Below are 13,420 nucleotides of genomic sequence, written 5' to 3'. Positions count from 1 at the left end.
CGGCGCGTCCTGACGGATCCGCCACGGCCACGAACTTCGGCCAACGAGGCTTGGCTCAGGCTCGGAGAGACAAATCCGTCACTCCGGAACCGCGGAGCAGGGCCCGGAATCCGGATCCGCAACGCGTGCTCGGCCTGTCACGGTCGGCGGTTCGGGATTGCCCGCCTCTGGCGTGCCCCTCCGGGTCCGGGCCCGCCTGCGGCGCCCCGGACTGACGGCATGCGCATCCACGAAGACCCACGACGCGCCTTGACTTATGCGCAACTTGCGTCTTAGTTATGCTCAAGTTGAGCAGAAAGGCCCTGCGGTGACCGAATCCGAGTTCCTGGCCGGCTACAATCCGGCGGATTACGATCGGCCGGCCCTGGCGGTGGACCTCGTGCTGATGGGCATCCGGGCCGGCCGTCTGGCGGCGCTCCTGATGCGGAGGATCCAACACCCGCAGGCCGGGCTTTGGGCGCTGCCCGGCGGCTTCGTGGGCATCGACGAGACCCTCGACGAAGCGGCAGGGCGCGTCCTGCGCGACAAGGCCGGGATCGCCCGGGCGCGGCTGGAGCAGCTCTACACGTTCGGCGCCGTCGACCGCGATCCGCGCATGCGTATCGTCTCGGTCGCCTACCTGGCGCTCCTGCCCGCGGCGGCCTGCACCGAGGCCCTGGCCGGCGGCGGCCTGACGGCGGCCGTGCTCGGGGTGCCCTGGGCGGGCGAGGCCGGCGGCCCGGTCTCGGCCGTGTCGGAGGGCGGCGCGCCGCTCACCCTCGCCTTCGACCATGCCGACATCCTGGCGCAGGCGGTGAAGCGGCTGCGCGGCAAGCTCGACTACACGGACGTCGCCTTCGCGCTGCTGCCCGAGCAGTTCACGCTGCGGCAGCTCCAGGACGTCCACGAGGCCGTGCTCGGCGCGCCCCTCAACACCTCCGCCTTCCGCCGCCGCATGCGCGACCGGGGCTGGGTCGCGCCGACCGGCGCCCGCGAGGCCGGCACGGCGTTCCGCCCGGCCGAACTCTTCCGCTTCGACAGGTCACGTCAGTCTTGAGGAGACCCCCATGGCCACGATCCGCAACATCGGTGTGATCGCCCAGCTCCGGAGCGAGGCGAGCAGCCACATCATCCGCTTCCAGAACGGCCGCGTCCGCCAAAGCGGGCGGGGGCTGGTGTTCTGGTTCCGGCCGGAGACCGCGAGCATCAGCGAGGTGCCGGTGGACGACCGCGAGATGACCCTGTTCGTCCGCGGCCGCAGCCGGGACTTCCAGACCGTCGTGGTGCAGGGCACGATCGGCTGGCACGTGGTCGACCCCGAGCTGCTGGCGAGCCGGGTCGACTTCTCGATCAATCTCGCGACCGGGCGCCTGCAGTCCGAGCCGCTGGAGCGGATCGAGGCGCGCCTCGGCGGCATCGCGGGTCAGGCGGCCTTGCAGTATCTCGGGGCGAGCCCGATCGGCGCGCTCCTCGACGCGGGCCCGGAGCCCCTGCGGGCCGCTCTCGAGGCGGTTCTCGCCGCCGCCCCGGCTCTGGCCGAGATCGGCCTCGCGGCTGTGTCGGTGCGGCTGACCAACCTGGCGCCGACCAGCGAGCTCGAGCGGGCCCTGCAGACGCCGACCTTCGAGGCCCTGCAGCAGAAGGCCGACGCGGCGACCTTCGCCCGGCGTGCCCTGGCGGTGGAGAAGGAGCGCGCCATCGCGGAGAACGAACTCGCGACGAAGACCGAGCTGGCGCGGCGCGAGACGGTGCTGATTGCCCAGGAGGCGGAGAACGCCCGCGACCGCGCCGCCGGCCTCGCGGAGGCGCGCGGCCTGGAGGCGGCCGCGGAGGCGGAGCGCATCCGGCTGGTCGAGGGCGCCCGGGCCGAGGCCGAGCAGCGCCGCGCGGCGGTCTACCGGGATATGCCGCCGGCCGTGCTGCTCGGGCTGGCCGCGCGCGAGCTCGCCGGCAAGCTGGAGACGATCGAGCACGTCAACGTCACCCCCGACCTGCTCGCGGCGCTCCTGGGCGAGGTCCGCGGCGCGCTTCCCGCGCCGGTCGCGGCGCGCTGAGGAGGGCGCCATGCCGGCCACGACACCCCGCGTGGTCTTCGTGATCCGCGACACCGATTACGAGCTGCTCCTGGCCCGGCACGCGACGAGCGGCCAGGTCCGGTTCTTCCTGGAGAGCCGCGGGCAGTCGATCGCCGAGGTCGAGGCCCGCCACGCACAGTTCCACGCGGTGCTGGCCGAGGCCCGCGGCAGCGTGCCCCTGGACTGGCGGCAGGCGCTGGTGCGGCGCCCCGATCTCGACCGTTTCCTGTTCGCCCCCGAGGACATCGTGGTGGCGGTGGGGCAGGACGGGCTCGTGGCCAACGTTGCCAAGTACCTGGACGGCCAGCCGGTCGTCGGCGTCAATGCGGCGCCCGACCTCTACGACGGCGTCCTCGCCCGGGCCCGGGTGGGAAGCCTGCGCGCCCTCCTGCCCGCCAGCGCCGCCGGCACGGTGCCGCTCCAGCGGCGCACCATGGTGCAGGCTCAGTTCGACGGCGGCGTGCGGCTGCTCGCCCTGAACGAGATCTTCGTCGGCCACCGCAGCCATCAATCCGCCCGCTACCAGATCGACGACGGCGCGCGGGCGGAGGACCAGTCGTCGAGCGGGCTGATCGTGGCGTCGGGCACCGGCCTGACCGGGTGGGCGCGCTCGATCAGCGAGGCGACGCATCTCACCCTGGAGGTGGGCATCGAGGAGGCGGCCTTCGGCTACTGGGTGCGCGAGCCGTTCCCGAGCGTCGCCACCGGCACGGCGATGCGCGCGGGCCGGTTTGCCGGCGCACCGCTCACCGTGACGTCGCGCATGAACGAGGGCGGCGTGGTGTTCGCGGACGGGATCGAGCAGGACTTCGTCGCCTTCGATTGGGGCCGGCGCGTCGCGGTCACGCCCGCGTCGCGGACCCTCAATCTCGTGGTCGCCTGAGCCGCCGCGGTCCCGTCACGGGCCGGGCGGGTTGAGCAGCACCCAGAGGCGCGCGATCCGGCCGCCGACGACCTCGGCCACATCCGCTCCGGTGACCGCGACCGGTCCGCCGTCCGGACCGGCCTGCCACTGCAGCGAACCCAGCCCGTGGTGCCCGACGGCCGGGCCGACGGGCGTGAACCGGAATGTCGGCCCGAACTGATCCAGCAGCCTGCCGGCCAGAGCGGCGATGGCGGCCTGGCCGCGCACGATGTCGGCGGGCTCGTACAGGACCGGCTCGTCCACGAAGAGTTCCGCCAGCGCCGCCGCCCGCTTGCCGGCGTCGCGCTCGTTGAAGACGCGCTCCAGATTGGCGCGCAGCAACCGGTCGTAATCCGGCTCCGCCTCGGGCCGGACGGTGTCGCTGGTCTCGGGCATCGGGTCATCTCCATCCGCAGGCGGGCGCTCGGATCCGCCTGGTTCGTTCGTCAGACGAGGCGGGCGCCGCCGTCAACGTGCAGGGTCTCGCCGTTCATGAAGCCGTTGCTCATGAGGAAGACGATTGCCGCGCCCGCCTCCTCGGCCGTGCCGAGCCGGCGCTGCGGCAGTTTCTCGGTGAGCGCGGCCACATAGGCCTCGCGGTGGGCGCCGAGCGTGCGGGCGAGGAGCGGCGTGTCGGTGGTGCCGGGCGAGAGGGTGTTGACCCGTACCGGGGCCAGTTCCAGGGCGAGGCCGCGGGCCAGGGCCTCCATGGCGGCCGAGGCCGCCGCCAGCACCGCGGTGCCCTGGGCGCTCGGGCGATCCGCCAGGGCGCCGGAGATGAGGGTGACGGAGCCGTCCCGGGCCAGCCGGCCTCCGAGGGCCCGCAGGGCGTGCACCGCCGCCCAGACCCGCTCGTCGAAGGCGCGCTTCAGGTAATCGACGTCGGCCTCCAGCACCTTCCCGGCCACGAAGGTGCCAGCGAGGAGCACGAGGTGGTCGACTTGCGGGATGTCGGCGAGCGCCGCCGCGATGGTCTCGGGCCGGGTCACGTCCGCGGCGCGCCAGCCGGCGAAGCCGTGCTCGGCGGCGACGCGCTCGGCGCCCGCGGCGTTGAAGCCGACCACGACCACCCTGGCGCCGGAGGCCTGGGCCTGCCGGGCGGCGGCGAGGCCGATGCCCGAGGTGCCGCCGAAGATGACGACGGTGCGGTCCTGAAGGGTGCTGCTCATGACGCTGGTCCCGTGCGGCGCCCCGGCGGCGCCTGTGGACCACAGAATGGGACCGGCCTGCGCGCTTGATAATCGGGCTCGTTCTCGGTTCAGTCGTGCCGTCATGGAACAGATTGGCCTCGACCGCCTCACCGGCCTCATCGCATTCGCGCGCTCGGCGTCGCTCGGGAGCTACACGGCCGCCGCCCGCGCCCTCGGCATCTCGCCCTCGGCGGTGAGCAAGAGCGTGCAGCGGCTGGAGGCGCGCCTCGGCCTCAGCCTGTTCACGCGCACCACGCGCTCGCTCACCCTGACGCCGGAAGGCCGCGACCTGCACGAGCGGGCGCTGCGGCTCCTGCGCGAGGCTGAGGCGATCGAGCAGGCCGCCGTTGCGGCGCGCTCCGAGCCGGCCGGCACCCTGAAGGTCACGGCCCCGTTGCCGATCGGCGTGCACCTGCTCGCCCCGGCCCTGCCGCGGTTCCGCGCACGCCACCCGAAGCTCTCGGTCGACCTGCGCCTGGGCGACCGCTTCGCCGACCTGATCGAGGAGGGTATCGACGTCGCCATCCGGGTGGGCGATCTCGCCGATTCGCGCCTCGTCTCCCGCCGTCTTGCGCCGCACCGGCTCTGCGCCTTCGCGTCGCCGGACTACCTGGCCCGTCGCGGCACCCCGGCGCATCCCGACGAGCTGGCCGGCCATGCGTGCGTGAACTTCCGTTTCCAGAGCACGGGCCAGACGCTGCGCTGGCCGTTCCGGATCGGCGCGAAGGTCGTGGATGTCACGCCCGACGCCGGCCTCGTCACGGATTCCAGCGACGCGGTGGCGGCGATCTTGGTCGCCGGCGGCGGCATCGGCATCTCGCCGACCTACGTGGTCGCGCCCCTCGTCGCGCGCGGCGCGCTGGTGCCGGTCCTGCGGGATTTCGCGGTCGAGCGCTCGGCCGTCACGGCGCTCTGGCCGGAGAGCCGGCGCGGCAACCCGAACGTCAAGGCGTTCCTGGCCTTCCTCGGCGAAGTGTTCCCGTCGCCGACCCCCTGGGACGCCCTGATCGGCGCGTGATCCCGCAGCGGCGCGGGCCCGCCTCACAGGATCCGCGGATGGCCTTGGGCTGCATCCGCCGCGCGAACGCCATCGAGCGCACGGGGTAGCGGGTTCCTCCGGTGGCCGGTCGCTGGTATCGGCCATGCCTGCACGTGATGAGCAGCTTTGCCGTTCACGTCTGCTTTCAGGACTGAGCAAGGGATCCGCGCATGCCGAGCACGTTTGGCCTGAACCGCACGCTGGGCAGCGCCATCGGCGTCATCGCCCTGGTGTCGGTCCTCAGCAGCGGCGCGGTCCTGATCACCGGCAACCAGCTGCAGGAGGCAACGGACGCCCGAAACCGCTCCAGTCAGCTGATCCGCGGCCTCGATAATTTCCGGACCGCCATGCTCAATCAGGAGACCGGGCTGCGCGGCTACCTGCTCACCGGGCGCGAGGGCAGCCTGGAGCCGTACAGGTCCGGACGCCTGGCCCTTGATGAGGCCATCAGCCGGCTCAAGGTCATGATCGGCAACGATGCCGAGCGCACGCGTCTCCTGGCCGACGCCGTGGCAGCCGCGCGGAGCTGGCAGGCCGACATCGGCGAGGCGGCCGTCCGCAATGCGGCCGACCCGTCGACCCGGGCCGAAGCGGTCCGCATCGAGGCGGACGGCAAAGGCAAGCAGTTCTTCGACACGGTGCGCGAGAAGCTCGCGGCCATCGAGACCCTTGAGGATGCGGTGCGCACCGCGCTGGTCGGACGTGTCGCGCAGGCACAGCGCGACGAGAGCGTCGCCCTGTGGGGCGGGACCTTGCTGACGCTCCTGATCTGCGCAGGCATCTGGATCGCCATCAACCGTCTGATCGTCCGTCCCCTCGTGCGCGTCATGGCCTTCGTCGCGCAGGTCGGCGAGGGCGACCTGTCGGGACGGCTGGAGGCGGGCGTGGCCGGCGAGGTCGGCCGCCTCGGCACGACGCTGAACGCGATGGTGGCGGGGCTGTCGGACCTCGCGCGCACCAACCGGGCCGCCACCGCCGACCTGAGTGCGGCCGCGGCCGAGATCCGCGCCTCGGCGCAGGAGCAGGCCGCCTCCGTGGAGCAGCAATTCGCCGCCGTGCAGGAGACCGCCGCCACGGTCGACGAGATCACTCATTCGGGCGCGCAGATCAGCAAGCGCGCCACCGAGGTGATCGCCACCGCCCAGGCCACCGCCCAGACCTCCCGCCAGGGGCTGCGCGCCGTCTCGGACACCGCCAAGGCCATGGACGCGATCCGCGAGCAGGCCGAGGCGGTGGCCGGCAACATCGTGAGCCTGTCGGAGAAGACCCAGACGATCGGCGACATCATCGAGACGGTCAACGACATCTCGGAGCGCACGCACCTGCTGGCGCTCAACGCGGCGATCGAGGCGGCGGCGGCCGGCGAGAGCGGGCGCAGCTTCGCGGTGGTGGCCTCGGAGATGAAGCTGCTGGCCGACCAGGCGAAGGCGGCGACCGGCCAGGTGCGCGGGATCCTGGGCGAGATCCAGCGGGGCATCAACACGTCGGTGATGCTCACCGAGGAGGCGGTCAAGCGTGCCGCCGCCGGCAAGACGCGCTCGGACACGACGCAGCGGACCATCGAGGAAATCACCGCGAAGGTCGAAGAGGGCGCTCAGGTGTTCCAGCAGATCATCGCGTCGACGAACCAGCAGCAGCTCGGCATCGAGCAGGTGATGGGTGCGCTCCAGAACATCCGGCAGGCCAGCCAGCAGACGGCGGCCGGCACGCGGCAGGTCGAGACCGCCTCGGCCAACCTGACGGAGCTGGCCCAGGCGCTCATGGCCCTCGCCGAACGCTACCGGCACTGAGGCCTGTCCGGCCTCTTCTGGTCCCGTGTGCTGTGTCGGTTCCGGTTATACGGCCGCCGCTCGCGGCGACGCAGATCCGCAAGCGCCGCCGTATCCATCCTCATCCCGGAGCCGATGTCGGCCTCGATCGCACGGCTGAGCGCGTGCGCAGTTCCGTGAAAGCCTTTCGCTTGGGGAAGCGAAGCGCGTCGCTCGGGAGGCGACCGAAGACCCGGAAGACGGCGGCGCCGTGCACGCGCTGGGCTCCTGACCGCTCCGGGTGGCGCCGCCGCCGCGAGTTGCCCTCGCGGCGGCTTCCGGTGATCCGCCCCGGAGAGGGCGCCACATGAGCGAGGGGGCCTCTCGATGATGGCTCTCCTGCGCCTGGTCGCGGTGGCGGGCTACCAGAGCCGGGACAGGATTACCGAGGGTCCCGGCGCGCCCGCCCGTGATGCTGCGCCTCCGGGTCAGTAGCTGACGTAGCCGCCGGCGCCCTGGCCGGGGCGGCCCGCACCGCTGGTGTTCACGGGCGGGGCGGCCTGCTGGCGTTCGGCCGAGCGGTTGGCCAAGGCGCGCCCGGCGGCACAGCCTCCGACGGCGCCGAGGACGCCGTGCCCCGCATAGTGGCCGGCGATGCCGCCCACGATAGCGCCCTTGATGCAGCCCTTCGCCTCAGCCGCCGGACCGGCAGCCAGAAGGGCACCCGCCGCGAGAGCGGCCGTGACGACACGCTTCATCATGATAGTCTTCTCTCCGCAGCATCATCGCTGTGGCGGAGATGTAAGCTCTGGAAACCCGGCTTTAAGAGGTGTTGAGAAGAATAATTATAACTGTCGTGCCCTTGATTTTCGGAAATCATAGCACTGATCGGAACCGATCCGTCCCTCGGCGCAAAGGTTATGCTGATGAATGCTTGATGAATGGAGCTTGTTAACCGGCTGGACGGCACTGGCCAACCATGAGGTCCTGGCTATGGGCAGGCCCCTTCATCAGGCTGGCGATCTGCCCCCGCTACCAGACGCGCGGATCGATCGCCGTTCCGGGCGCCCGGCCACCCGTTCGCGTCGACCGATAGGCTGGCACCAGGACTGAAACGTCGGCACGCGCAGGACCATCGGTTCAAAAAACATATCGCCGCCTCTAGACGACCGGTCTAATCGAGCCTATGTCGAGTTCATGGCACAGGTCAGCGGCAACATCGACACCCGACGCGGCATCCTCGACACCGCCCACGGCATCGTGGGTGCCAAAGGGTTCTCGGGCGTCGGTCTCAACGAGATCCTGGTCGCGGCCGGGGTCCCGAAGGGGTCCTTCTACCACTACTTCGGCTCGAAGGAGGCGTTCGGCGAGGCCCTCCTGGCCGACTACTTCGAGGCGTACCTTGCCGACATCGACGCGACCCTCGCCGAGCCCGGCCTCAGCCATGCCGAGCGCCTGATGAACTACTGGCGCAAGTGGCAGGCGACGCAGGGCAGCATCGACTACCAGCGCAAGTGCCTTGCGGTGAAGCTCGCGGCGGAAGTCTCGGACCTGTCCGAGCCTATGCGGCTGGCTCTCAAGCGCGGCACGGCCGGGATCATCGACCGTGTGACGGGCGCCATCCAGGCGGGGGTTGCCGAGGGCTCGCTGAAGGTCGAGGCCGAGCCTCGCGCGACGGCCGAGACCCTCTACCACCTGTGGCTCGGTGCGAGCCTCATGGCGAAGATCGAGCGCACCGACGCACCGTTCGAAGCCGCGATGACGACGACGCGGCGCATCCTGGAGCCGGGACCCGCCTGACCGGGCGAACCGATCCCGATGCGGGGCATGTCCGCGCGCAGACCTTAGACGACCAGTCTACTAAATTCCCATCGGAGGAGAGACCATGACCCCACCAAGCGCAAATCCCATCGCTCCCTACCTGCTGCTCGCCGAACTCGGGGCCGCCTTGTTCGGTGGCACCGCCGCCTCGGCCGAGGAGCGCATCACCCTGGAGGTCATCGGCGCCGTCCGTATGGCCGGTCCCGAGTCGGCTCGCCGCGCGGGCCCAGCGCCCGAGGGAGCCGAGGCCAGGCCGGCGCGCGAGGCGACCGCCGCGCGTTCCATCGACGAGATGGCGGCCCGCCACAACTGACCCGCTCGCGCACGTACCGACGACAGATCCACACCAACCCCGGAGAACGACGATGAAGATCCTGATGGTACTGACCTCGCACGACCAGCTCGGCGACACCGGCCGGAAGACCGGCTTCTGGCTGGAGGAGCTTGCCGCCCCCTACTACGTGTTCAAGGATGCCGGCGCCGAGGTGGTCCTCGCCTCACCCAAGGGCGGACGGCCGCCGCTGGATCCCAAGAGCAACGAGCCGGGCTTCCAGACCGACCTGACCCGACGCTTCGAGGCGGACCGCGACGCCAACGCCGTCCTGGCGGACACCGTCCGGCTCGATGGCGTCAACCCTGAGGGCTTCGATGCGGTGTTCTATCCCGGCGGGCATGGCCCCCTGTGGGACCTGGCCGAAGATCCCGCTTCCGTCCGGCTGATCGAGACGACGCTCAGGGCTGGCAGGCCCGTCACCCTCGTCTGCCACGCGCCGGGCGTGCTGCGTCATGCCAAGGCGCCTGACGGCAGGCCGCTCGTCGACGGCAAGGAGGTCACCGGCTTCACCAACACCGAGGAAGAGGCCGTGGGCCTCACCCAGGTCGTCCCGTTTCTCGTCGAGGACGAACTGAAGCGGAACGGCGGCCGGTTCAGCAAGGCCGGGGACTGGGAGCCCTACGTGGTCGCCGACGGCCTGCTGATCACCGGCCAGAATCCGGCCTCGTCCGGACCCGCGGCCGAGCGCCTTCTCGGCCTGCTCGCGCGCGCCTGACGCCCTGGGGTGCACGGACCGCAGACGAACCCGAGGCGCGTTCGGCATCCCGGCCGACCGCGCCTCGGTATCTACCCCGGCAGGAGGCCCGAGGCGCGGTAGGTCTCGATCAGGCTGTCGAACTGCGCGACGTCCGACCGGCTCCTCGCGTACAGCTGGGCTCCGGACACGGCGGCGAAGATCGCTCGGGCCCGCGCCTCGCTGTCCTCGGGCTCCACAGCCCCCGCCATGACCAGCACCTTGCCGAGCCAGGCGATGTTGACGTCGGCGAAGCCTTGCGCCTCCCGCTGCACGATGTCCGGCAGGTTGGCGTATTCCGCCGACATGAAGCTGCACAGGCAGAGCCTGTTCCCGTCCTCGAGCGACCTTCGGAAGGTGCCTGGATAGAGCCGCAGGCAACGGACCGGATCCGAGGTCTCGGCCAGCATCGCATCCAGCTCCGCCGCCGTATCCTCCCAGTAGCGCTTGGCCACGGCGGCGCCGAGATCGGCCTTGCTGGCGAAGTGGTGGTAGATGCTCGCCGCCTTGATGCCGACTGCGTCGGCGAGATCGCGGTAGCTCAGCCCGCCGTAGCCGTGCGCCTGGGCGGTCTTCCGTGCGGCGGCCAGGATCGTTTCCCGCGCGTTCGAACTCATCGCACACACCCCACCCGCACCGAAAAACTAACGATCGTTAGTTAGGGATTGACGAGCCAAAAATCCAGTCGTACTTCTGGCCTGCCTAACGACAGGTAGGGAAGCGACATGACGCAGGACATCATCTTCTCGGACGCTACCGAACTGGCTGAGCTGATCCGGACGAAGCAGCTCTCGCCCGTCGAGGTCGTGCGGGCACATCTCGACCGAATCGAAGCCGTCGACCCCAAGGTCAACGCCATCGTCACCGTCGCGGCGGATGCGCTCGACGCTGCAGCGGCCGCGGAAGCCGCCGTCCTCGCCGGCGAGGAACTCGGGCCCCTGCACGGCGTGCCGTTCACCGTGAAGGATTCCATCGACACCGCCGGCGTGCTGACCCAGCGCGGTTCGCCGATCTTCAGGGGTCGGATCCCGGATGCCGATGCCACCAGCGTCGCGCGGATGAAGAACGCGGGCGGCATCCTCCTCGCGAAGACCAACCTCCCGGAATTCTCCTACTGGATCGAGAGCGACAACCTGCTCTCCGGCCGCTCAAACAACCCATGGAACCTCGACCGCACGCCGGGCGGCTCAAGCGGCGGCGAATCGGCGGCGATCGCGGCGGGCATGTCGCCGCTCGGCCTCGGGACCGACCTCGCCATCTCGGTGCGCGGCCCGGCGGCCCAGACCGGCATCGTTTCGCTGAAGGCGACCCACGGGCGCGTGCCGATGACCGGCATCTGGCCGCGGGCGCCGCGCCGCTTCTGGCATGTCGGCCCGATGGCGCGCAGCGTCCGCGATCTCGCGCTCGCCCTCTCGCAATTGGCCGGCCCCGACGGACTGGACAGCTTCGCGACCAGCACCGTCCCGTTCGACGCCGGCCTCGGCGCCGCCCCCGACCGCAAGCTCCGCGTCGGCTGGATGGTCGGGCCGGGCTTCGGGCCCATCGACACGGAGGTCGCCGCGACCGTGCGGGCGGCAGCCGAGGCCCTCAAGGGCGAGGGTCATCAGATGGAGGAGGTGCGCATCCCGGCGCTGGAGCGCGACTTCGCCCTCGACGTGTTCAACAAGCTCCACGTCATGGAGATGAAGCCGGCATTCCGCGCGGCGATCGCCGGCCGTCCCGACGCCGAGATCTACACGATGGCCAGGACGATGCTGTCGCTGCCCGACACGTCGATGGAGGATTACGTCGCGGCCGAGCAGGCGGCGGAGCGGCTCCGGGACGGCTATGCCGCCTATTTCCGCGACCACGATGTTCTCCTGACCCCCGTGCTGCCGGTCCCGGCGCACAGGCACGGCATCCGGGACCTCGTCGTCAACGGCGAGACCGTCGACCTGACCTACCTGCAGGGCGCGACCGTGCCCCTCAACGTGACCGGCCTGCCGGGCCTGTCGATGCGGTTCGGGACCAGCCGCGACGGGCTGCCGATCAACGTGCAGGTGGTGGGACGCTGGCAGGCGGAGACGACCGTGCTGCACGCCGCGTCGCTGCTGGAGGGCCTGAGCCCGGTCCGCGGGCTGCACCCGAGCCTCTGACGAGAGAGAGGAAACCTGCGGGGCGAGCCGAGGACGCTCGCCACCCGCGCGCCGCGGTCGCAGGTCGCCGGCACCGGTCACGCGGCCGGAAGCAGGCGGAAGGTCGGGGAACGGCTCGGCCGGGTGGCGAACGAGCCGACCGGCAGCACCGGCCCGTCATCGTCCAGGACGAGGTCGTTGTCCCGCAGTAACCGCGCCAGGACCAGCACCGCCTCGGACGTGGCCAGCTGCGCCCCGATGCACACGCGGGGACCCGCGCCGAACGGCAGGAAGCTGTAGCGATCCGGCTTCTCGGGTCCGAGGAAGCGCCCGGGGTCGAAACGCTCGGGCGACGTCCACAGGCGCGGGTCGGTGTGCAGCAGGGTGAACGGCATCAGCACGATGGCCCCACGCTTGACCGGGACGCCGCACAGCGCGTGATCCGCCACCGCCTGGCGTGCCGTCATGTAGGCCGGCGGGTAGAGACGCAGCGCCTCATCCACCACGGCGCGCGTCTGCGGCAGAGCGCCGACGGCCGACCCGGCCCCGCCCGGGGACAGGTCCACCCGCCGCGCTTCCCGCCGGACGGCGCGGCGCCAGTCGGGTGCGTTGGCCAGCAGGTAGCAGGCCCAGAACAGCGTCAGGCCCGTCGTCTCGTGCCCGGCGAAGATCATCGTCGACACCTCGTCGGCCAGGAGGTCCTCCTCCCGATCCCCGTAAGCCTCGGACAGAAGGTCGAAGAGGTCGCGCGGCGCCCCCGGGTGATGTGCGGCCCGGCGCTGGGCGATGATCGCGAGGATGAGCGCCCGCCAGCGCCGACGGAAGCGCGCGCGGCGGAGGGTGGCGAGCGTCGGCACCCGAGGCGGCAGGATGAAGTCGCTCGCCCGCGGCCGCCCGACGCCGTCGGCGTAGGACAGAAGCAGGGCGCGCAGCTGCGGTCCGAACGCGTCGACCTCCAGGGAGAACATGCTCGTGCAGGCGACGGCAAGGCTGAGGTCCTGCATCACCCCGAGCAGGTTCACGGGTTCGCCGCGAGACGCCTCCAGCCGGGCGAAGGCCGCCTCGGCGCAAGCGGCCATGTGCGGGGCGAGCAAGGTCACGGTGCGGGGCGTGAAGGCCGGCGCCAGAGTCCGGCGCTGCCGGCGCCAAGCCTGACCCTCGCTGGCGGCGACGCCGCGCCCGATGAGAGCCCCGAAGATGCGATCGCCGGCCGCGATGCGCCGGTAGAGGTCCGGGCGCGTGGCCAGCACGTCGCGCATCGCCTGCGGGCCGGCAGCGATGACGACGTCGCGGCCGAGCATCGGCAGAACGAGGACCGCCTGCTCGCGGCACCGGGGCGGAAAGGCGGAGTAGGCGTTGCGGCGCAGGCCGGCCAGGACGCCGAGGGCGCCCACGCGGTCGGGCGCCAGCGGCGGCATGGGCGGGGCGAAGGAGGCTTGCCCGGGCGTGTCGGTCGCCGTGATGACGGTGTCCATCGGGTGTC

General features: G+C 71.5%; 14 protein-coding genes. 9 read left to right on the top strand and 5 right to left on the bottom strand.

Going from position 1 to position 13,420, the window contains the following annotated elements:
• The first annotated feature begins 307 nt into the window (after positions 1–307).
• Genes ABIE45_RS02805 through ABIE45_RS02795 form a run of 3 tightly spaced genes read left to right on the top strand, consistent with a single transcriptional unit; the run spans position 308 to position 2,937 of the window.
• The gene (locus tag ABIE45_RS02805) at positions 308–1,036 is read left to right on the top strand and encodes an NUDIX hydrolase (RefSeq protein ID WP_192711053.1); all 729 of its coding nucleotides are present in this window, start codon (positions 308–310) and stop codon (positions 1,034–1,036) included.
• 10 nt (positions 1,037–1,046) lie between these two features.
• Complete coding sequence (locus ABIE45_RS02800) at positions 1,047–2,033, top strand: SPFH domain-containing protein (protein WP_192711052.1); 987 nt, start codon at positions 1,047–1,049, stop codon at positions 2,031–2,033.
• Between the two features lie 10 nt (positions 2,034–2,043).
• Positions 2,044–2,937: an NAD(+)/NADH kinase gene (locus ABIE45_RS02795; RefSeq protein ID WP_192711051.1), complete on the top strand. Its 894-nt coding sequence runs from the start codon at positions 2,044–2,046 to the stop codon at positions 2,935–2,937.
• Between the two features lie 15 nt (positions 2,938–2,952).
• On the opposite strand, the gene ABIE45_RS02790 is transcribed toward ABIE45_RS02795, so the two are convergent.
• Both ABIE45_RS02790 and ABIE45_RS02785 read right to left on the bottom strand, forming a co-directional pair.
• A complete protein-coding gene (locus ABIE45_RS02790; RefSeq protein ID WP_192711050.1) occupies positions 2,953–3,354 on the bottom strand; it encodes a nuclear transport factor 2 family protein in 402 nt (133 codons plus the stop codon).
• Between the two features lie 50 nt (positions 3,355–3,404).
• Entirely contained in the window at positions 3,405–4,127 is a 723-nt protein-coding gene (locus ABIE45_RS02785; RefSeq protein ID WP_192711049.1) for an SDR family oxidoreductase, read from the bottom strand.
• Positions 4,128–4,230: 103 nt separating this feature from the next.
• Between ABIE45_RS02785 and ABIE45_RS02780 the strand changes: the two genes are divergently transcribed.
• A complete protein-coding gene (locus ABIE45_RS02780; protein ID WP_192711048.1) occupies positions 4,231–5,166 on the top strand; it encodes a LysR family transcriptional regulator in 936 nt (311 codons plus the stop codon).
• A 191-nt stretch (positions 5,167–5,357) separates the two neighbouring features.
• Complete coding sequence (locus ABIE45_RS02775; protein ID WP_373622109.1) at positions 5,358–6,977, top strand: methyl-accepting chemotaxis protein; 1,620 nt, start codon at positions 5,358–5,360, stop codon at positions 6,975–6,977.
• A gap of 446 nt (positions 6,978–7,423) precedes the next feature.
• Here the strand turns inward: ABIE45_RS02775 and ABIE45_RS02770 are convergent, their stop codons facing one another.
• Positions 7,424–7,696: a hypothetical protein gene (locus ABIE45_RS02770; RefSeq protein ID WP_373622107.1), complete on the bottom strand. Its 273-nt coding sequence runs from the start codon at positions 7,694–7,696 to the stop codon at positions 7,424–7,426.
• A 436-nt stretch (positions 7,697–8,132) separates the two neighbouring features.
• Here ABIE45_RS02770 and ABIE45_RS02765 point away from each other — a divergent pair, with 436 nt between their 5' ends.
• From ABIE45_RS02765 to ABIE45_RS02755, 3 genes are all read left to right on the top strand, one after another.
• Entirely contained in the window at positions 8,133–8,735 is a 603-nt protein-coding gene (locus tag ABIE45_RS02765) for a TetR/AcrR family transcriptional regulator (protein WP_192710696.1), read from the top strand.
• Between the two features lie 85 nt (positions 8,736–8,820).
• Entirely contained in the window at positions 8,821–9,069 is a 249-nt protein-coding gene (locus tag ABIE45_RS02760) for a hypothetical protein (protein ID WP_192710697.1), read from the top strand.
• A 52-nt stretch (positions 9,070–9,121) separates the two neighbouring features.
• Positions 9,122–9,805, top strand: coding sequence for a type 1 glutamine amidotransferase domain-containing protein (locus tag ABIE45_RS02755; RefSeq protein WP_192710698.1), 684 nt, complete (start codon positions 9,122–9,124; stop codon positions 9,803–9,805).
• Positions 9,806–9,876: 71 nt separating this feature from the next.
• Here the strand turns inward: ABIE45_RS02755 and ABIE45_RS02750 are convergent, their stop codons facing one another.
• Positions 9,877–10,440, bottom strand: coding sequence for a TetR/AcrR family transcriptional regulator (locus ABIE45_RS02750; RefSeq protein ID WP_192710699.1), 564 nt, complete (start codon positions 10,438–10,440; stop codon positions 9,877–9,879).
• Between the two features lie 108 nt (positions 10,441–10,548).
• Between ABIE45_RS02750 and ABIE45_RS02745 the strand changes: the two genes are divergently transcribed.
• The gene (locus tag ABIE45_RS02745; RefSeq protein WP_192710700.1) at positions 10,549–11,958 is read left to right on the top strand and encodes an amidase; all 1,410 of its coding nucleotides are present in this window, start codon (positions 10,549–10,551) and stop codon (positions 11,956–11,958) included.
• Between the two features lie 77 nt (positions 11,959–12,035).
• Here the strand turns inward: ABIE45_RS02745 and ABIE45_RS02740 are convergent, their stop codons facing one another.
• Positions 12,036–13,412: a cytochrome P450 gene (locus ABIE45_RS02740; RefSeq protein ID WP_192710701.1), complete on the bottom strand. Its 1,377-nt coding sequence runs from the start codon at positions 13,410–13,412 to the stop codon at positions 12,036–12,038.
• Between the last annotated feature and the right edge of the window lie 8 nt (positions 13,413–13,420).

This window comes from Methylobacterium sp. OAE515 (assembly GCF_041806315.1).
Classification (GTDB): Bacteria; Pseudomonadota; Alphaproteobacteria; order Rhizobiales; family Beijerinckiaceae; genus Methylobacterium; species Methylobacterium tardum.
Note: the sequence above shows the minus strand (reverse complement) of the source record. Positions and strands in the feature narration are given on the sequence as shown.